A 19,532-nucleotide genomic window follows, 5' to 3' on the forward strand; every position below is an offset into this window, starting at 1 on the left:
TTATAGGTATGTGTAATTAATGCTACAAAAAAAGCCAGCAACATTTCTGCGCTGGCTCTTCCTAATAGTTATTCAACGTGTACTTAGTTTAAAACTTGTTGTAATGCTGCTCTGATTATTCCTACCTTCTCATCAGATTTACTTTCGATAATTCTTTTAACAGTAGCATCACTTAATTTAGAGATTGCATCACAAACTGCTATATATCCAAGATTAGTTGCCAATTCAGATACTACAGATATTAAATACCTCTTTCCAACAAAATCGGCAGAAAATTTAGCTTCCGCAGATTTTATAAAATATTGTGCTCTTTCTAAGTTATATGCAGCTTTAGGCTCTTTTCCTGCCATGATAGCACAATAATCAGCTTTTCCCAATTTGCCAGAAGCAAAGCATAATATTTGACCAATCACAGAATTTGGCCAACCTTTATCTGCCATCTCTTTTGCAGATTTGGCCAGTTCATTTTTTGGATTGAGTAGTGAAGCTCCATTAATAAAGTCTGCTCCTTTCCAGCTTTCAGCCTCTCTATTGGCTTCTGCCAACAATTCTTTAACAGGAGCACCAACATAATTTTCAAACAAGTATATATTACTTGTATCCAATTTTGCTTCTATGGCAGCAATATAGCGATGCTGTCCATCTAAGATAACAATATATTTTTCTGCATTTCCAGCATCTATATCATTACCTTGAGTATCTACTAATTCGCATCCATCAGCAACAGCTTCACTTCCTGAAACATACATTAAAGGAACTAAGTTGCCTGAATACTTTTTTAATGATTCTTTTTTTGAAGAAACATTTTTGGAATTAATAGCTCTGTTACCTTTTACAAAGGCCACTTTATAACCCTTTTCTACTAAACTAGATAGATTTTCAATTTTCATATTAGTACTCATTTTTGTTTGCCACTGCCCTGTGGATTAATTTTGGTTTCTGGCACACCATTAATTAATTATGCCACAAAGGTAGTGTTAATTTCGGTCAAACAAGAGTTATTTATTTGATTATCAGTTTATTAGGTCTTTGTTTTAGGGGTGTAAATCTAAAGATTATCTGATATAATTTATACCCCTAAAATTGTTATAAGGCTTGTGAAGAGGGTGGTTTGTAAATTAATTGCATTTCATGTTATATACTATTAACAATGATAAACTGTATTGAAATACTTGTCAAGGTCTGAATTACCATATTTATTGATGTCTGATTTCAATTTATCACTTGACTTAATAGGATCATCATAGTTCTCTTTGATTTCAGTTATATAAAGTAACCTAGCTACAAAATTAGCTTTTCCCAATATTTTTGTTTTTTCTCCAATAGCATTCCCCCTAGGATATTTTTCTGGTAGGAACTTATAAAAGGTATCTTTAAACAGCCAAAGGATAGCAGGTGTAGCTACTTTTTGCTTATACTCTCTTATAAGAGGTGTGGTTATTGATATTTTTTCTTTTTCCTCTTGCATTTTCATCATTCCATTGTAAAGAGCAGTCCTCAAAAATCTGATAGAAGTAGGTCTACTAATTGTGTGTTGATGCTTTTTATCTATATATATTTTAATCTCTGCATTTTCTTCATTCTCATTTACTACATTCCAAAGCAACATCAATTCATCTAAAGAGCTAGTACCTGTCTTATATGATTTGTATTGCATAGTATATATGTAATCTTTCACAAATAAAAGCAAGTACCAGAACTTATTTCTATCATAATTCAATTTCTGGAGTGTATTTACAATCCACTCATCATTATCATATTTCAATCTAAAGTCACTACTTGTACTTATTAATCCTTTATGATACCTAATAGCAAAAGTCTTGGGAGCAAGAGATGTGGATAGATAAGGTTCTTCATTTTCATCAAGAAGCACAGTAGGCAAGATATTATCACATAGTTCTATTACATATTCCAATAATGGCTCTCTCAAATAATCCATAGGATTATCATGTTTTGATAATTCTTGTATATTCATTCTTATTAATATTAGTCTATTTTCCAAAGGTAAATCAAAAACAGATACTATAAAAACACTTCTCTAATTTTAGGCTCACTACCATTTTTTGACTTTAGATGCACCTGAGCTCTTATTTTCAAGTTTGTGCATGTCTAATTTTATTGTGTCCGAATAATTTATTAACTTTGCGGCAGTTGATTATTCAGATACTCCCGAATAAAAATCCACTATTAAATTTTCGCTTTTTAAGAATCTTCCCGCTTCTCGGCAACACTAAATATATTTCAGATTTAATAAAGAATACTTCTTATTCAGATTCGAGTAAGGAGTATTTTTTAGGCGTATAGTGGTTTCAAGTCAATGACAGAATATTTATTAACCTAAATCTTAATTACATGTTTACTTACAATGAAATTAGACAGCTGGCAATCCATAATGGTATTACAGATAATAAAGTATCAATCGGAATTTGGATTAAAATTCAAGGCTATAAAAAGGTCAGGAAACAGATTGATAAAAAAAGAAAGATATACTATGTTTTAGATAAAAAATAGAGAGTGAAATTAAAAGCAGTGCTATAAACAAAACCTACTCAATTTTCAAATTCTATATTTTTAATGTTTTTCGGCCTAGAGATTATTTTATAACCAGATGCAATAATTGAAGCCAGATTAGTATGAAATGAATAATGGTTTATTCTGTTAATTCATTTTATTTAATCAGAATACTAATATAGGTTTTTATGCTAGAAAGTCTTATTTATACTCTAAAACCAATTCTACTAAAGATCAATACAAAATATTTAATTTCAGATACACTTTTATTAATTGGATACATGTTTGGGGAAAAGTCTAGGTGGCTGTTTGGGGAAATATGCCGGAACTATACACTACTACAAAATCATACACTACTTAATATAGCTCGCCACCTTTCCTTTCAGGAAAACTGTCATCCAGTATATATTTTTCTATGATACTGCATAAACCAACAAAAAGACTTTTTAAGAATAGAAAAGAGGCAAAATCTTTCTTTGGAGCTTCTTACTACTACAAGATGGAAAAAGAAAAAGTAGATATAATTTTTATCAATAGTAATCACATAGCTACTAATGGATTTACAGAACTACACAGTAATAACAAAACAGATAAATGAATATAAGATAGGGAATAATAAGAATACAGATATTTATGTATATGCCTATATCAAATTATGCTCTGATTATCAAACAGGCAAATCTCATATAAGAGAATCTAAGATTAGTGAGAATATTGGTATTTCAGAAGATACAGTCAGTAGTATTGTATGCAGATTAAAGCAAGACCATTCTTTACTTTTAGTAGAGACAAAGAAGATTGAAGGAAATAAAAATATAAACATATATCATTTTAATCAGAATCCTGAAAACTATTTCTTTATTGATAATAAGTACTTTCATATAAAGCTGGATATAGATATTAAAACAGAACTTAAAGTAAAAGGATTCTTGCTACTTTTAAAAAGTATCTGTATTAATAATACAAATATGATTCTTACCAAAAATGGGAAAGATGAAGCTCCCAATATAAGCCAAATTGCAAAAGAATTAAATCAGGATAGGAAAACAGTTAAAGACTTACTGGATAAATGTATCAACCTGAATATAATTAAAGAAATACCTAATGGTTATTATATATTGAATGATTATTTTCCCCTAAATGTAAAAGGCACAATTAGTAATGGAATATATAATACTATATGTCAGTTTTGTGTGGAAAAAGGAGTTATACCACCTAAAAGAAATAAAAAAGCTATTGGTATAATTACACAAAGATTCCATATACCAGAAAAAGAATTAAATCTAATTCCAAAGGATATAAAAAATAGGGAGCAGTTTATTCAAACTCATTCATTGTTACATAACCTAAACCTTAGATGCAAGAATTTACCCACTAAAATTTCAATGGAGTATTTTGCTAAAATTCTTACTGGCAAGAATACAAAAGATAAGGTTAAGCCTAAATCTAAATTAGTATTTGGAATAGGTTAATTGGCCTAATGGTAAAAACATTATTGAATTATATACTCTTTATTTAAATACCCCCTCCCCATCCAAATAATCACTTAAAGCATATATAAAGGTAAATTTCTAATATTTTACTAAGATGAAATCTGTTTTAAGCTATACAAATTTGTGTGTACTTACTCTGCATGTCCCCTCCCGAAGTTTGAGATGAAAGAGAATAATTAAACCCTCTTTTTCTTCATTATTCACTAAAAGTAAATTCATTATGGAAGCATTACAAGTTATTACAAGCAATGGAACTAAAAGATTTGGTTACTTGCAAGAACATGCAGAAACTATTCAGGAACTACAAGAACCTGCTAGTAAGAAAGGGAAGCACTTTATTGAGGCAAACACCCAAGAAGCCACTTTACAACACTTAAAGGCTGATTGTGTTGTTCCTGTCTTTAGCAAAGACAATGAAGTAACAATTTCTCATCAAAACTTTATTGAAACAGTTTGGGAAGCTGCAAACACTTTCTTTTCTGGGGAACAAGTCGATTCTCCAGATATAAGAGTATCCCATATAGTAAAGGGAAGAATACCAGAGGCTTTACATAAACCTGTAAATCAATTATTGGAGAGTGATAAAACCATATACTATGAAAGAATGGCTTTTTGCTTTGAAGTGCCTACCATCTATGAAACAATAGAAGGAAACACATTAACTCTTTCTATAGGTGGTGTTAGGGCTTATAACCATGAAAACCTATACAGTAAGAAAGGAACTGAAAGATTTAAAGTATTTATAGGCTTTAAAAATCAGGTTTGTTGTAATCTCTGTGTATCTACAGATGGCTATCAATCTGAATTAAAAGTAATGAATATAAGAGATTTATATGCTGCTGTTCTGGAAATGTTTAATCACTATAATCCAGCAAAACATATTCATTTAATGCAAACTTTTAAAGATTCCTATCTAACAGAACATCAGTTTTGTCAGTTGTTAGGTAAAATGAGACTTTACCAGTGTTTACCACAAGGTTATCAGAAAAGACTACCTAGAATGTTAATGACTGATACACAGATTAACAATGTGGCCAAATCATATATCAATGATGAAAACTTTGGAGGTTTTGGTAATGAGTTAAGTATGTGGAAACTTTATAATTTACTCACTGGAGCAAATAAATCATCCTATATAGATAGTTTCCTGGACAGATCTTTAAATGCTACAGAAATAGCCAATGGAATAAACCTGGCTCTACATGGTAATGAAGAATATAGCTGGTTTATTGACTAATAGTAATTTCAAGTATTAACAATTTAAAAATATAAGATTATGGGATATAAAATTGGCATAGTGATTTTATACATGCTATACTATGTTTGTCTTCTTACTTTTTTTCCTCTTGCATATATTATTAGGTGTATTATCGCAGAAAGAAAACAAAGACATTGGGAAGATTATGTTTCAGGGAAAATAGATAAATTGTAATCACTTATATAGAAAGTGAATGCTATATTAGTAATCAGATAGTTAAGTATCCATTCTAAAATTAGCTACTAAAAAGCATTCACTTTTATCTATAAATATCTATAAATGAATGAGTTTAAAATATAGTAATACAACTGCTGATTTTCTGGAATGGAATGAAGCTATGAACTTAATAAGGAATCTCTTTAGAGATGGAAACTATAAAATGAGTTTATTAATATCTTTAGGTTGTTTCTGGGGATTGAGAATAAGTGATATACTTGCTTTACATTGGAATCAGATTCTTAATGTGGATGAATTTACCATACAAGAAAAGAAAACAGGTAAAAACAGAACAATTAGAATCAATCAGCAATTAAAGAAGCATATTGCAGACTGTTGTAAACATATTAATCCCATTGGAGAAAGTTCTTCTATTCTGGTTAGCCAAATGGGAAGGGTAAGAGCAGCGAAAAGATTCTTGTCAATATGCACTTTAATACGATTGACTGCCTTATAATGCAGGCTTTCGGTTTCTTCCTTTTGCCGCCAACGCTTTAGTGTCGGGAGCCGTTTATTTAGTAGAGTCCTTAATTCCTGCGGGGTATAGTTTGTATGGGAATACCAGTTGTATTTATCCGTATACTTCACCCAGATATCCACCATTTCGCTCATGGGAATATTCACCGTGTAATCCCCGTCTTTCAGGCAATAATAGCAATACTCATCGCTACGGGAATGATCGGAATTAGTTCCCATATATTCCTCCACATCGAAGCGAAGCGGCATTCCGCAACTCTGACAGTATTGTTTATCAGCTTGATTCATATTACAAAGATACAATGCCTATTTCGGATATGGTTGTCCAAAATAGGCATCTTTTGGTATCTGCCTTAAAAGCACTACTTTTGTAGTTCAAACCCAAAGAAGAATCAATTCACGAACCCTATGAAGTGGCAGCGTTGTATATGAGTTTTTTGTAAATAGATAAGGAATGGCAGTGTTGTCATTCCCAATTTACTGTGCCTTTATCCGGCGTAGTCAAAGCCATATTCTTATTAACAAATAAACTTATTTACAATGAATGCAAAAATATATCCGAGAGCAAACGACTCTCAAACCATCTATCTGAATACAGTAATCAAGAACCCTAATATTGTCATTGGCGACTATACAATCTATAACGATTTAGTTGACGATCCGACCCTGTTCGAGAAGAATAATGTATTATATCATTATCCGATTAATAAAGATCGGCTGATTATCGGGAAGTTCTGTTCTATTGCCTATGGTGCGAAGTTTATCTTCAATAGTGCAAATCATACATTGAAGTCGTTGTCTAATTATACCTTTCCTTTGTTTTATGAGGAGTGGGGATTGGAGAAGGCTAATGTGACGGATGCTTGGGATAATAAAGGCGATATCATTATCGGAAATGATGTGTGGATAGGTTATGAGGCTGTAATCATGGCCGGAGTTCATATTGGCAACGGAGCAGTTATCGGGGCACGGGCGGTGGTTACGAAAGACGTTCCACCCTATACAATAGTCGGTGGAGTACCGGCAAAAGAGATACGTAAACGCTTTGATGAGGAGATTATCGCAGAGTTGCAGAAGTTACAATGGTGGGATTGGAAAATTGATAAAATCAGGGAGGCGATACCTTATATTATGAATGTGGATATCAGGGCTTTAACCAAAATATAGGTTCATTTATAGAGAAGCGGCTGTTCATTAATCAGTCGCTTCTCTTTTTCAGTAAAAGATTTACAACGGTTTTACCGGAATACAGATATCGACGATATGCTTCTGCTCGGGATGCGTGGTGTAGTCGTTGTGATAGAGTTCGTAGGTACAGCCGTCTCCTTGCTGATAGCCGCTTTCCACAAACCAATTGCACATGGAATTCCATGCTTTCTCAAAGTCGGCAAAGCCCAGTTCAAAGTGTCCGACGGCATATTTTCCGCCGGGAATGGTAAGTTTGCCGATTTCTCCATCTACTTTCACATCTTCTTCGATGATAATACAGGCGCTTTGGCGGATTTTGTCCAGTTCGGTTACCGAAGGGTCATCGTGGGTGATGGATGCTGACTTCGATACATTTGGGGTGTACAATCCACGGGGGTATGCCCATTTGAATAGCTTTTCGTAGGCTTGCCCGATCTGATTGAACGCTCCGATGTGGCGTACATACACTGCCTTCATTTCAGGCATTTCCTTTACTTCAATGTTTGCTTTCATAAAATAAAATTGATTTGATTCGACGATACAAAGGTCGGTGTTATTGCCTGCATCGCTTTTCAAATTCTTGCGGAGTATTTGTCCATTCTTGCTAAACAGCTTCCCGTTTTGTGAATAGACGGGTTTATCGGCTTTGCTGAATTGACTGGGCGTCATACCGAAGTGTTTTTTGAAAGTCCGGCTGAATAAAGAAACGCTTCCAAAGCCACAACCGTAGGCGATTTCGGTAATGGTATCAGGAGTAGACTCCCGAAGTTTCCATGCGGCTTTCTCTACCCGCAAGCGTTGAATGTAGTCGATGGGTGTTTCACCAATCAGGAAAGAGAAAATCCGGTGAAAATGAAATGGGGAGAAGTTGGCAATGTCGGCGATGGCTTTCAACTCCAACGACTGATCGAGGTGCTGGTCGATGTAATCCATTACCCGGTTGATACGTGCCTGGTATTCTATGCGGCTGTTTTCTTGTATGTTCATAATCGGCAAAGGTAGTCAGAAGGGAGGAAATGGCGTGTTCTATTCTTGCTACTTTTTGAGTATTCTCTTTAAATTCTCAACACTCAACAGATTCACCGTCTCGAATTGTCCTTTATAAAATACTGCCCAGTTGTTGAAAACGCAAGGCAATTCTTTCGCTTTTTGCAGTGTATCCACTTGAATTAAGGAGGCGGGAATATCGTGCGCATCGCAATACTGCCTTAATACTTCAATGGTTTGATAGACAAACGGACACTGCATACTATAATAAATGGTCAGTTCTTTATTATCTATTTCTTGGGTCTTAACATTTTGTGCAAACTGCGGCGTTGTCCCGTCAAAAGAAAGTGCAAGTAATTCATAGCCATTATCTGTCGTATCCACTACTTCAAATCCAAACTTCTTGGCAAATGATTGGTCGGAAAGCCAAGCTTTTTGCTTTGTTGATCCGAGCATACAAATGCCTGATTTACCTTTCGCTTTGGCATCAGCCATGCAATACTCCAACAAGGATTTTGCATATCCTTTCCCTTTGTAATCGCCCAAGACCCACAAGCAATAGAGATAAATGTAGTTGTCGCCGAGGATGGGAACCCAAGCAGTTTCAAGCGGAGCGTATTCGATGAAAACTGTTGCCTTTGCATTCAACTTTCTAAAGACATGACCTTCGGTTAGTCGGTTTGTAAGCCATTGTCGCTTTGCTTCTATACCCGGATGAGTTACTTTGCTACGAATAATACAGCATAGATGTTCGTCGGCAAGGTTTTCGGGTGTTATGTTTATGAAATTGGTATTCATCTGTTTTCAATTCAAATTAAACATTCTCAATTGGGTTGTGCAAAAGACCAATGCGTATGTATGATTTTCCACTGATTAGAAATATCCAATTGATAGACTTCCGTACAATTCATTTTGAATGTTAGGCCATCTCTCTGAACTGCATAATTATATGTCAATACGGCAATGTCTGTCGATAGCTGTACTGTTGGATTTATCATTTCGTACTGGTCAATTTTAATCTTGCCTCTGACTGTGTTGTAGTATTCCGTCAAGGCCTTTTTACTTTCCAGTTTACGCTCGAATGCAGGGTCGATATAAACAATGTCCTCAGATGTCAGTTCTAAAAATCCATCAGGGTTTCCATTGTTCCAAAGTTCCAATGCCCGCCTTTCTGAGGCAATAATCAAATCCTTTATTTCATTTTCTGTCATATTTCTTTCAATTTCACATAAATCAATTCGTCCATATATTCGCCGTTGTTGAACAACGCTTTATCCAATCAGACTTTGAACTGAAGTCCTGCTTTTTTCGATACGTGTTTAATCGTGTTATATATAATATTCCTTTGAGACAAAAGAAGGATATTGGTCTTTATCTAATGTTTTGTCAAGAGTAACAGGATCGACATCATAGAGTTTCGGAATATATTCAAACCTCAATTTCCCGTCTTCCATATAGAATCTAACATCCGGATCAAAAGCAACGGAGCGATATTTTTCGTTGTCGGAAGGAAGGTCTCTGTAAAGTAGCTGTTGCTCTTTCCATGTTAATTGGTCATTTTGCAACGCTACATCATAGACCCCATACACCACAGCTTCCATCGTATGGTCGGTAACGGTGGAAGACTGGCAATACATATAACCGGTTATCTGTCTGCTGCTTTTACGAATCGCTAATTTATATTGGAATACGCTCGTACCGGTATAATCTTTCTTCATCCCGCTACGTTTTTTGTTTGCGTCGAGAATATAGATCTTTTCATTGGTAACAGTTGTCATGTTGAACTGTATTCCGTTTTCTGTCACGAGCAGATCGGAAAAGGTCATTATATCCGAATATACACCTTCCAATGTGTCGTTTTCTAATCGGTAAATGACATCATCAGTTTTTAATGGTTTGCCAATGACATTGTTCCTTATATATGTTACGATATCATTCTTCATTGCTTCCAACGTTTAAGGGTAGATAAAAACTCGTGGAGTATCGGCCGTGCCTCATCCGGAGTAAAGTTGTTTCCTGTTTCTTTGTTCCAATGATCGATGTATTTCAAATTGGTTTCCATCATCTCTTCCATTGTTACATCGTGGGTAAATGCTCCATTTTGATAACAATAGTGACAATACTCCCCGTTAGGAGTTCCATCTGCATTCGTGCCAAAATCTTCTGCGGTTCTCATGTTCATACCGCAGCTTTGACAGATTGGGTCATTCGCCGTCTCTTCTTTACCCACCACAAAACTTGTTGAGTTGAAGTTGCTGTAATAGCGACCGGATTCGGCAGTAAATCTTAATAGTATAAAATCTCCACCGTCTACTCCGCCTTGATAATAGATGGAAAAATCGTCCTTCCAAATAGCCTTTTTGGTATCCGGATCATCAACAACCTCCATTGTGCCTTTTAGCATCACTCCCTCGAAAGAATCTTTGTCGTAAAAGTAAATACAGGCTTTCGGATTGTTCCGGTATTGTTTGATTCTCACAGACAGGCTATTGGTATGCCAATAGAATGTTTTGACACCTTCTTGTTTAACAGGTGCCAACATTGCCTTTGTGTTTGGATAACCATCCTCATCAACAGAACTTATAAAGCTAACGTTCTGTTTGCGAATCATTTGTTCAATTGTTTCGGTAATATTTTTCATTGCTCTATTTGTTTAAGTGGAGTAAATAATTCTATCAGGTTCTCTTCCGGGTCGTACAGATGGACAACACGCATTCCCCAGCCGGGCATATCCATTGGTTGGTTAATGAATTTAATTCCTTTTGCCGAAAATGCCTGATAAGTCTCATCTACATTTTCTACCTCAAAAGATATCATCGACTTTTCGCGATAACCTGTGGGTTGCGTTTTGTCGGCGTTACCAACAGCGGGAGCCATCAGGTCCGACGTGAATATGGCAAGCCCTTCTATTCCGTCGGCTACTTTGAAGCTGCCATAACAGTCTTCAACATCCCATGCAGCTTCTAAACCAAGTTGCTTGGTATAAAAGTCGAAACACTTTCGATAGTCTTTGACCAATAGTCTTACGTTATTGAATTTCATATCTGTTCTATTTTTATTAGTTGTTAAATAATTAGAATGTTATTTCGGCGAAAGCCCATTGGTGTAATACTGGTAGCTCTCTTCTATAATTTCAGGAGTATCGGCATCTAACGCATACAAGATTTCACGGCAGAAATCTAATGGGGCTGTTCCGTTGGCTGTAACAATGTTGCCGTCTCTGACGGCTTGTTTGTTGACATAGTTGGCTTCGCCGGTGTATTTTTCTCCGGCATACTGTTTCAGATAATCCAATCCGTTGCTTGTATGCTTCACATTGTTGAGAATGCCATTTGCTCCGAGAAATACCGAAGCGTTGCATATTCCGGCAACTAACTTATTCTCCTTCACAGCTTTCTCTACGAGCGGAACAATTTGCGCCGCTTCGGGCGAAAACCAACGCATGCCGCCAATCAAAATCAGTCCGGCATAATCGGTTGGTAGGTCATTAATGTCGTAGTCGGGTAAGACTTTGAATCCGCCTATCGATAAGATAGGGTCTTTGGTTACTGACATTGTTTTTACGGTGTATTTGATCGGGCTTCCGGGCTTTACTCCTATATTCAAACAGGTGGAGATATAAGCACCTTCCCAATCAGCAAACTTATCTAAGAGTACAAAAATTACTTCTTTTTTATTCATTGTATTTTTATTTAATTACTGTTTCTAACCAATTCTCTAAGTATTCCAATTGCTCTTTTGTATGGAAATAATGCTCTCCACCCGGCATAACATCTACCGTACAGCTATTCTGTATTACAAATGAATCAAGAACGCATCTTTCTGTCAGATTATCGTTTTCTCCATACAAGATAAATGTAGGACTATTCCACTTGCCAACAGGATTGTTTCGGACATATTCGTAATAATTCCACGACAGTGTCTCCCCAAAAGAAGTTTCATGTTCTCCCTTCTCTTTTAACTCTTCTTCTGAGATACTTGACCACTTCATCATATTCTGTATCAACCGCTCCATATCGAGAATGGGAGAAAGGAAAAGGCATTTGTCAAACTTTATATCCCGATATGCTAATAGGCTGAAATAAGCCCCTAAACTGCAAGCATATAAAGATATGCTTTTGTATTTGTTTTTGACGAATGAATAAATCTCTTTCAAATCGTGTACGCCATTCTGTGCAGTACATGAGTATTGTTCAGATGCACGTTCTCCATGTTCAGGCAAGTCAAAACTTAGAACCTGATATCCTAATTTTACAGCAATATTTGCAAAGTGTTCAGCTTCTTCTTTTTTTGATTGTTTACCATGTACATACAAGTATAACCTATCCGAAGCAGAGCCATACAGGATTGCCGGAATATCATTGATTTTTATTTTCTCTTGTCTATCTATTGGCATTTAGTTCTCTTTATTTTTTAGCAACAACAAACATTTCGCTATTGGACGTGAAGTCGTTGCCGTCTAAAATATTCTTGTGTATAGTTACTTTTCGGAAGCCTATATTTCGCAAAACCAACGTGATTTCTTCTTCCGAATAATACCTGTCCCAAACAAGGAAATGTTTTGTTTCATCTTTAGTCAGCAGGTTATATTGATAGCCAAATGCTTTATTCTCGGGGTAATGGAAAGTTTGGCTCAATAGTAAATATTCATTTTGACTCCAAAAGCCTCCAGTTGGAGCATAATCCCAACTTCTACTTTCCTGCTTGTCATTTACTAATGCTTCTGTAAAGATGTCGAATATGAAAGTCCCGTCTTCGTCAAGAGATTGATAGATATTCTTTAATAGTTTATCCCTGTCGTTATCTGAGTGAGTACCCAAGTCACAATAAATCAGGATAACTGTATCGTATTTCCCATCGGGGTACTCATTAATGTAATCGCTGAAAATGTAATGAATATCTTTTCTTTCAGTGGTCGCATATTCAATGGATACCTTGTTGAAATCAACGCCTGTTACTTCATATCCTTTGTCTCTAAATAAAGACGTGTATAAGCCGGGGCCGCATCCTAAATCGAGTAGACGGCTTTTCAGCTTTGATTGACTAAGTACAAAGTCTATAATCTTCGATATGGATTCCTGTTTCCGGCTGGCTCCGTCAGACATTGGGTTCAAATGTTCTTTCAACATCTGTTGCTGAATATATGAGTCAGTCCATATATTACAATCCGTCCTTTCAAATAATTGGGGCTTAGTATCTTTTATTTTCATATTTTCCATACGCTTACTTCTTTATTCATATATCTCTGTGTCCACGGGCAATGAACCATGCATTTCAGGCAGGTAGTGCATTTATCCACATATATCATTTTTTCGCGCTCTATACCCGGCTGCCAAACAGTACCTTTCAGAGCATTAGGTTTGCAAATATCCAAACAAATCCGACAGTTGCCACACTGAACAGTGGACGGATTATTTAATACTGTGTTCAATGGCATATCGGTCAAAACTGCACCCCAAGTTTGACAACAACCAAATTCCTTATTTACCAATAAATTGTTTTTACCAATCCAACCCAATCCGGCATGAGTAGCAAGGGTTTTCAACGGGAGCATTGTTTTTCCAAACATCCCGTCAAAGTTACTCGTTGCTATCTGGTTGGCATCCGAAAGTGAATAGGCTTTGTAACCGTCCTTTTCAATGGACTCTGCAAGCAGGTCGGATATGCGGTACATGTCCATTTCATAAGCATAATGCTCGTCGTCATTGAAATAGTTGCGTGCAACCATATCTGGTACATAGTTAGGATTGTCGCTGACCCTTTTCAGGTATTCGGGGGAACACTTAACGCCAAACAGTATCGCAGACGAAAATCCCCGATTTTGCTTTTCAGCTAAACCGGAGATATCAACAAAGTGGATAAATTCTATTCCCTGTTGTTTTAACTCATTCGCGACTGATTCGTTAAGTGGGTTCATTTATTTGTTAATGAAATGCAAAGATACTATCTTATTCCACAGGAATATAGATTTCAGTTTTTAACTTTTCGGCTTCTGTTCTGTCAGGGTGATTCAGATACTTTTCGAAGCAATGGTAATCCCGAAGTTTCAAGTTGTTTTCGGGAAGCAGACGAGCATATATCGTATCATAAACGGCATCCAAGTTGCTGTATGAACCCTGATAATGAAACACAGCAAACTTTCCCGCTTTGATTTCTTTTACTCCAATATTGCCCTGTGCCTTTACGTCTTTTTTAACGACAAGGCAAATATCGGTGCGGAGTTTATCGCTTTCTGTCACTTTCGGGTCATCGTGATAAATGGCGATATGCTCCATTCCTGCCGTAAAGAGCTTGTGTTCTTTGACGAATTGCCACAAACGTTGCCATGAACCGGAGAAGTCGAGGCTTCCGTATTCACCTGTGAGTTTAATGTAAATGGCTTGCTTGGCTTCAATCTCCACTATTTTGGGTGCTTTTATCTTTAACTGCATGTCCTTCTTTTCTGCTTTCATAATGGTAAAATCTTTATTGGTACGGTATTCTGACGGCGAAATACCATATTGTTGTTTGAATGCTTTTGATAAAGACGCAGGAACATCGTAGCCGACACGGTAAGCTATTTCAGCAACAGACATATCGGTATATCGAATCAAACGGGCAGCAGTTTCCAGCCGAACCCTAATGATATAAGTTCCGATAGGTTCTCCCATAAACGCACGGGTAATGCGGTGGAAGTGATAGGGAGAGAAATGACTTATTTCAGCCAGTTTTGTCAAATCAACGGCTTGATCCAAGTGATTGTTGATATACTCCATAATGATATTGATCTGTTTCTGGTATTCCTCTATGGTCGATATTCGTTGTTGCATCTTATTTACTGAAATTAGATTCCTAAAACTCTCATTACTTCTTCCGCATGTTCACGGCAGTAAGCCTGAGTGAATGCTATAAAAGGAATTCCTATTAATACGCTTGTTAATAATCCGTTTCCTAAAGCCTTGTAATCTTTTTCTTTTAATGTAATCCATAAACCCAATACGATATTGAGCGTCATAATGATATGGGAGAATTGGGTCAAAAGATCAATTCCGCTTTTCCACGGAAAGACAAACAAGCCCATTGTTCCGAAGAACATCATCGGCACTACGGCAATTGTAAGCCACATTTTGTTCTTTGTTCTGAAATAGAAGATTAACCCCAGCAGGAATGCGATACTCGATGGAGCACATGCATTGAAAACAAGCCACTGAACAACGCTCACTTTAGCAATGCCCAGAAAATACCATGTACTGTTGGCAACGGTTAATAGAAGGATAACCGCCAGGATAATACTTGTAACTCGTTCTGTTTTTGTCATACTCATTTCTTTTATTTTATTTGTTGTTGCAAAGGTATGGTGAAAACAGATTTAGGACTTTTCCTATCTTGCTAACTTATCCATGATGACGCTATATTGCTACATGATATAAAATTATTGCTCCCCAAAATATTCTCTTCGTAACTCAACACGAGTAATATTCAGTATCCGAAAGATTTTGGAGTACTTGTTTTCGGATTGACTGGCTTTATTCACCTGTTCCAAAAAGCATCCATAGGTACTTTGCATTTCTTCGTTTGTGTTTTCTTGTGAAGATTCAGACAATAAGCTGAATAACTCCGTCTTTACTAATTCATTCATAAGCATAATTTTTTGATGATTAATATTGATTGTCAGACCGAAGTCCTGTTTTATGCTGAATGATTTTTTATTTATGTGTTTTATCGTTCTTACTACTTTTTATAATTCTGATGGGGATTTGTTTGTTAAATTCTTAGCTTCTTTTACAAAATGAGAAAAATCAGTATAGCCCAATTCGTCATATAAATCATAACTACCTTTGGCTCTATAGCTTTTCAATGCTGTTTTGAAGCGTAGGGCTTTAAAGCATTGTTTAGGCGATACTCCTAATACTTCTTTGAAATATCTGTTGAGAGTAGGATTTGATACTCCGACCTCTTTGCTTACAACATTTAGCTTGTAATCATGGCTATTATTAATGTAGTAAATTGCTTTTGTTACGGCTTTAAGCTTAAAGTCAGAACTAAAGATTTTCATATTACTTAAAAGCCAATTCTCTACAAACAGAACCCGCTCATCAAAAGAGGTTTTCAATTTTAGTTCGTCTATTATTTTTTGATTTAGATATTTTTGCAATGGCAAGCTATTATCTACCAAAGTCGGAATATCTTCGGATAAACAGGAGTATAAAACTCCCGGCTTGAATTTTATTGAAAATTCATGGGTTCCGGGAGCGTGTATCACGGCGATTGCGTCTGTCAAACTGCCGGAGATTTTATCTCCTGATGTATCAGACATACCCTGTCCACGATGAACTTTGAATGTTTGGCTCTTGTCTGACAAGTAAACTGAAACTATAACATTAGCATTGGGCAAAGCTATAAGTGAGAACGGATTTATAGAATTGTCCGGAGTTTTTATTTCGAAATAATACTCGACAATATCCTTTAGTTCAAAACAGGGATATTTAATCTCTATTTTTTCTTCATCTTCAAATATGACTTTGCCCTTTACCATGTTATTTTGTTATTATATGTAGTACCGAAAAGCCAATACCCATTGTCATCATGCGTTCTTTCCTGTTGGTTAGAAGTTGTTGTGTCCAGTCGAGCAACCCACCGTCGCCAATCTCAATCACATTCTCGCCTACTACTATTTTTGCTTTTATCCGAAAGCCATAGTAATAGTTATTTTCATAGTCGGGTTCGACAACCGATACTTTTATATGGTCGCTGTTTTTCTGAACATATGATATTGACTCTGTAATTAATGGGCTTTGACCGTCATACCCTTTGCATGGGATAATCTCGAAGTATATATGTTCAAAGCTGTAACTTCGTAAAACGTCATACGATGCTGTCAGGTGTTTAAATAGTTCCTCTTTTTCAAAATTAAAACTCCCTGTATCTTTACCACAGGAAATCAGGCAAATAACTGAAAAATGAGGAGTGAAATTAGGATTGTCAAATACCTGTGTCCGAATAATCCGTGAAATATTACTGTAGTTGTAGGTTCGGCTATCTAATCCGCCTTTTTTCTTTAATGAAGCATAATGCAAGGCTGTTGCATTGGTTGGGTCTGCCTGCATTTCTGTATTTCTTAAAGCCGTCAACACTTTCTTTTGGTCTACGGTAGCAACAACACTACTCGTTCCCAACTGTGCGGCAGGAGAATGTTCTATCGGTTCAAATCCTCTGCTGGCTAATACTTTATAGCACGTCAATTCTTGTTCTTTGTACCTTAAAACATCTATATTGGCAGGTTTGACAAGTTTATTCCCCTCGTATTTATTTAATAAAGACGAGGGCGTTTCTTGTTGGATGCGCCTGTTAAAAACCTCCAATAAAATAGTGTTCAGTTCCGACCCACTTAATTCATCGGATAGTATCTTAACTATATCCGGTAAATCCAATTTGCTGATAATATGTTCACCTATATCTTTTTTCATGTCTTTCTAATACTGTATAAATGTTCATCAATTATTTTCCCCTCTTTTATTACTGAGGATTTAATAACAGCCTCTTTTTCAAAACCCACTTTTTCTAACACTTTCATTGAACCTATATTATACTCGTAAATATTTGCATAAACCCTCAATAAGTTAAGTGCTTCAAAAGCAAAATTTAATAATAGCCTTACTGTTTCAGTAGCATAGCCTTTCCCCCAATAGGGTTCTCCAATCCAATATCCTATCTCTGCATTAATACGATATACGTCATGTTGTGGTATTAAACTACCACAACCGACAAATGTATTGTCCTCATATATTCCGAAAACATGCCCTAATACACCATTTTCGGCTAAACCGAGAAATGTAATAGCATCCTCAATCGTATAAGGATATGGAAACGCATCCCGTAGGTTTACAGCGATTGCGTGATTATTAGCTAATCTCTGTATTGCTTCAGGAGAAGTTAGGTTTATATTTTGTAATCGTATCATTTTAATATATTTATTGTTCTTTGCAAAGGTAACTCCATATATCAAATCAAAGAGTGTAAAAATGAATCAATTTTATCAATAGAATTCTTGTTTGATTCACATTCTTTCAATTATCTGCTTTTCCAATCCTTTTAATTTATGGGATAGGGCTTCCATATCCTGACTTATTTTCTCTTTGGTTATCTTGGCATAGATTTGGGTTGTTTTAATATTGGTATGCCCCATCATTCGGCTAACGGTTTCTATCGGAACCCCCTGTGAGACAGTTAATAAAATTCCGAAAGTATGCCTAGCCATGTGGTAGGTCAGCCGTGTTTTAATCCCGCATTGCTTGCCTATCTTTTTTAATATCGCATTACAAGTACCATTACCCGGTACAGGGAAAATTCTGTTATCCCTTGTGTAGCCTTTGTACTTCTCTATTATCCGTTTGGGAACTTCTAACAGCCGGATACTCGAATCGGTATTTGTTTTCTGTCTGCGGGTGATTATCCATAAATGACCGTCAAAAGACGTTTTAAGGTTGTCTTTAGTCAGGTTCTTTACATCCGAGTAGCTTAACCCGCAAAAACAGGAAAATACAAACAAATCCCTTACCAGTTCATATTGGGCGTTCTTCATCTTAGCGTTTACAAGCAAGTTGAGTTCTTCTTTATTCAGAAATCCCCTGTCTTTTACTTCGGGGCTTATCAGGTAGCCTGCAAACGGATTAATAGCTAATTGTCCCGAATTTCGGGCTATGGCTACTATATGCTTAACCCCTATCATGTAGTTCCATATCGTATTGGTGGAACAATTTCGTTCTGTTCGTAAATAATACTCAAAGCCATTTACAAAAGCGAGATTCAGTTCTTTAAGAAATATATCATTCCGCTTATACTCCTGTATGATATAGCTTTCCATGTGTTTATATAAGGTGCAATATTTGGAATAACTCGCTTGCGCCCTGTTGTATCCGACTTTTCGGGAAAATTCTTGGTTATGTTTGGCAAAGAGGGTTAAAAATGTATCTTGCTTTATTCCTAACCCTAAATAGGCGTTCTTTACCTTATCAGCCGTAACAAAGCCGTCCGTTTGCATTACTTCCTGATAGTGGCGGTTTATATCGACACGGATTTTATCCAAAGCGAGATTGGTTTTTACCGCTAATGTACTTTTACCTGTCAGCCTTCCGGCTTTGATATCCCAAAGATTTGCAGGAATATTCATTTTCAAACTGAACTGGCTGATTGTTCTGTCAATCGTAATTCTTCCCATTACAGGGACAGTTCCATCGGGCTTGGGGTTGTTCCGTTTGAGATAAAACAGAACCTTAAATGTTGATCGCATACTCAAAGTTTTTAATGATACAAAATTAATTTACTTTAAGTTACAAGAGGTTACGAGCGACAATGCAAGAAGCAGACAATTAGCGACTTATAGCCAATTTACATTTTTTTCGTTGGTAATGATGTGGTAATTG

The 19,532-nt window shown here is 36.1% G+C and carries 22 protein-coding genes and 2 pseudogenes; 4 read left to right on the forward strand and 20 right to left on the reverse strand.

Going from position 1 to position 19,532, the window contains the following annotated elements; translation table 11 throughout:
- Positions 1–83: 83 nt before the first annotated feature.
- Together D0T85_RS01775 and D0T85_RS01780 are read right to left on the reverse strand one after the other, a co-directional pair.
- Entirely contained in the window at positions 84–890 is an 807-nt protein-coding gene (locus D0T85_RS01775; protein WP_163209582.1) for a hypothetical protein, read from the reverse strand.
- A gap of 254 nt (positions 891–1,144) precedes the next feature.
- Positions 1,145–1,975 carry a hypothetical protein gene (locus tag D0T85_RS01780; protein ID WP_163209584.1) on the reverse strand — a complete coding sequence of 277 codons (831 nt, stop codon included), beginning with the start codon at positions 1,973–1,975 and terminating at the stop codon, positions 1,145–1,147.
- Between the two features lie 1,090 nt (positions 1,976–3,065).
- Between D0T85_RS01780 and D0T85_RS01785 the strand changes: the two genes are divergently transcribed.
- The 3 genes and pseudogenes from D0T85_RS01785 to D0T85_RS01795 all read left to right on the forward strand — a co-directional run.
- The gene (locus D0T85_RS01785) at positions 3,066–3,983 is read left to right on the forward strand and encodes a hypothetical protein (protein WP_163209586.1); all 918 of its coding nucleotides are present in this window, start codon (positions 3,066–3,068) and stop codon (positions 3,981–3,983) included.
- Positions 3,984–4,224: 241 nt separating this feature from the next.
- Positions 4,225–5,241, forward strand: a complete 1,017-nt coding sequence (locus D0T85_RS01790; RefSeq protein WP_163209588.1) for a DUF3871 family protein — start codon at positions 4,225–4,227, stop codon at positions 5,239–5,241.
- Between the two features lie 304 nt (positions 5,242–5,545).
- A pseudogene (locus tag D0T85_RS01795) lies at positions 5,546–5,893 on the forward strand (tyrosine-type recombinase/integrase); the annotation flags it as partial.
- Here the strand turns inward: D0T85_RS01795 and D0T85_RS01800 are convergent.
- A pseudogene (locus D0T85_RS01800) lies at positions 5,839–6,243 on the reverse strand (zinc ribbon domain-containing protein); the annotation flags it as partial. The pseudogenes D0T85_RS01795 and D0T85_RS01800 sit on opposite strands and share 55 nt — an antisense overlap.
- 252 nt (positions 6,244–6,495) lie before the next feature.
- On the opposite strand from D0T85_RS01800, the gene D0T85_RS01805 reads away from it, so the two are divergent.
- Positions 6,496–7,122, forward strand: a complete 627-nt coding sequence (locus tag D0T85_RS01805) for a CatB-related O-acetyltransferase (protein ID WP_163209590.1) — start codon at positions 6,496–6,498, stop codon at positions 7,120–7,122.
- A gap of 60 nt (positions 7,123–7,182) precedes the next feature.
- On the opposite strand, the gene D0T85_RS01810 is transcribed toward D0T85_RS01805, so the two are convergent.
- The 17 genes from D0T85_RS01810 to D0T85_RS01895 all read right to left on the reverse strand — a co-directional run bounded on the left by D0T85_RS01810 (position 7,183) and on the right by D0T85_RS01895 (position 19,399).
- Positions 7,183–8,130 (reverse strand): GyrI-like domain-containing protein, encoded by a 948-nt coding sequence (locus D0T85_RS01810; RefSeq protein ID WP_163209592.1) that lies wholly within the window; start codon positions 8,128–8,130, stop codon positions 7,183–7,185.
- 48 nt (positions 8,131–8,178) lie between these two features.
- Positions 8,179–8,928, reverse strand: coding sequence for an N-acetyltransferase (locus D0T85_RS01815; RefSeq protein ID WP_163209595.1), 750 nt, complete (start codon positions 8,926–8,928; stop codon positions 8,179–8,181).
- A gap of 26 nt (positions 8,929–8,954) precedes the next feature.
- The gene (locus D0T85_RS01820) at positions 8,955–9,341 is read right to left on the reverse strand and encodes a DUF4440 domain-containing protein (protein ID WP_163209597.1); all 387 of its coding nucleotides are present in this window, start codon (positions 9,339–9,341) and stop codon (positions 8,955–8,957) included.
- 117 nt (positions 9,342–9,458) lie between these two features.
- Entirely contained in the window at positions 9,459–10,073 is a 615-nt protein-coding gene (locus D0T85_RS01825) for a hypothetical protein (RefSeq protein ID WP_163209599.1), read from the reverse strand.
- Positions 10,070–10,771 carry a zinc ribbon domain-containing protein gene (locus D0T85_RS23145; protein ID WP_370459908.1) on the reverse strand — a complete coding sequence of 234 codons (702 nt, stop codon included), beginning with the start codon at positions 10,769–10,771 and terminating at the stop codon, positions 10,070–10,072. The genes D0T85_RS01825 and D0T85_RS23145 overlap by 4 nt, the downstream gene beginning before the upstream one ends.
- The gene (locus D0T85_RS01840; RefSeq protein ID WP_163209601.1) at positions 10,768–11,172 is read right to left on the reverse strand and encodes a VOC family protein; all 405 of its coding nucleotides are present in this window, start codon (positions 11,170–11,172) and stop codon (positions 10,768–10,770) included. Before D0T85_RS01840 ends, D0T85_RS23145 begins: the two co-directional genes overlap by 4 nt.
- Positions 11,173–11,211: 39 nt before the next feature.
- Positions 11,212–11,811: a type 1 glutamine amidotransferase family protein gene (locus D0T85_RS01845; RefSeq protein ID WP_163209603.1), complete on the reverse strand. Its 600-nt coding sequence runs from the start codon at positions 11,809–11,811 to the stop codon at positions 11,212–11,214.
- Positions 11,812–11,818: 7 nt separating this feature from the next.
- A complete protein-coding gene (locus D0T85_RS01850) occupies positions 11,819–12,526 on the reverse strand; it encodes a carboxylesterase (protein WP_163209605.1) in 708 nt (235 codons plus the stop codon).
- Between the two features lie 10 nt (positions 12,527–12,536).
- The gene (locus tag D0T85_RS01855; RefSeq protein WP_239060616.1) at positions 12,537–13,349 is read right to left on the reverse strand and encodes a bifunctional 2-polyprenyl-6-hydroxyphenol methylase/3-demethylubiquinol 3-O-methyltransferase UbiG; all 813 of its coding nucleotides are present in this window, start codon (positions 13,347–13,349) and stop codon (positions 12,537–12,539) included.
- Positions 13,337–14,047: an epoxyqueuosine reductase gene (locus tag D0T85_RS01860; RefSeq protein WP_163209607.1), complete on the reverse strand. Its 711-nt coding sequence runs from the start codon at positions 14,045–14,047 to the stop codon at positions 13,337–13,339. Before D0T85_RS01860 ends, D0T85_RS01855 begins: the two co-directional genes overlap by 13 nt.
- Positions 14,048–14,078: 31 nt before the next feature.
- Entirely contained in the window at positions 14,079–14,939 is an 861-nt protein-coding gene (locus D0T85_RS01865) for a GyrI-like domain-containing protein (RefSeq protein ID WP_163209609.1), read from the reverse strand.
- A 14-nt stretch (positions 14,940–14,953) separates the two neighbouring features.
- Positions 14,954–15,427 (reverse strand): hypothetical protein, encoded by a 474-nt coding sequence (locus D0T85_RS01870; protein ID WP_163209610.1) that lies wholly within the window; start codon positions 15,425–15,427, stop codon positions 14,954–14,956.
- Positions 15,428–15,541: 114 nt separating this feature from the next.
- Positions 15,542–15,748 carry a hypothetical protein gene (locus tag D0T85_RS01875; RefSeq protein WP_239060617.1) on the reverse strand — a complete coding sequence of 69 codons (207 nt, stop codon included), beginning with the start codon at positions 15,746–15,748 and terminating at the stop codon, positions 15,542–15,544.
- Between the two features lie 99 nt (positions 15,749–15,847).
- Entirely contained in the window at positions 15,848–16,645 is a 798-nt protein-coding gene (locus D0T85_RS01880) for a helix-turn-helix domain-containing protein (RefSeq protein ID WP_163209614.1), read from the reverse strand.
- Between the two features lies 1 nt (position 16,646).
- On the reverse strand, positions 16,647–17,576 hold the full coding sequence (locus D0T85_RS01885) for a hypothetical protein (protein WP_163209616.1): 930 nt from the start codon (positions 17,574–17,576) through the stop codon (positions 16,647–16,649).
- Positions 17,573–18,070, reverse strand: a complete 498-nt coding sequence (locus tag D0T85_RS01890) for a GNAT family N-acetyltransferase (RefSeq protein WP_163209617.1) — start codon at positions 18,068–18,070, stop codon at positions 17,573–17,575. The genes D0T85_RS01885 and D0T85_RS01890 overlap by 4 nt, the downstream gene beginning before the upstream one ends.
- Before the next feature lie 96 nt (positions 18,071–18,166).
- Positions 18,167–19,399: a site-specific integrase gene (locus tag D0T85_RS01895; protein ID WP_163209619.1), complete on the reverse strand. Its 1,233-nt coding sequence runs from the start codon at positions 19,397–19,399 to the stop codon at positions 18,167–18,169.
- Positions 19,400–19,532: the final 133 nt, after the last annotated feature.

It is taken from the genome of Bacteroides sp. 519, assembly GCF_010500955.1.
Lineage (GTDB): Bacteria > Bacteroidota > Bacteroidia > Bacteroidales > Bacteroidaceae > Bacteroides.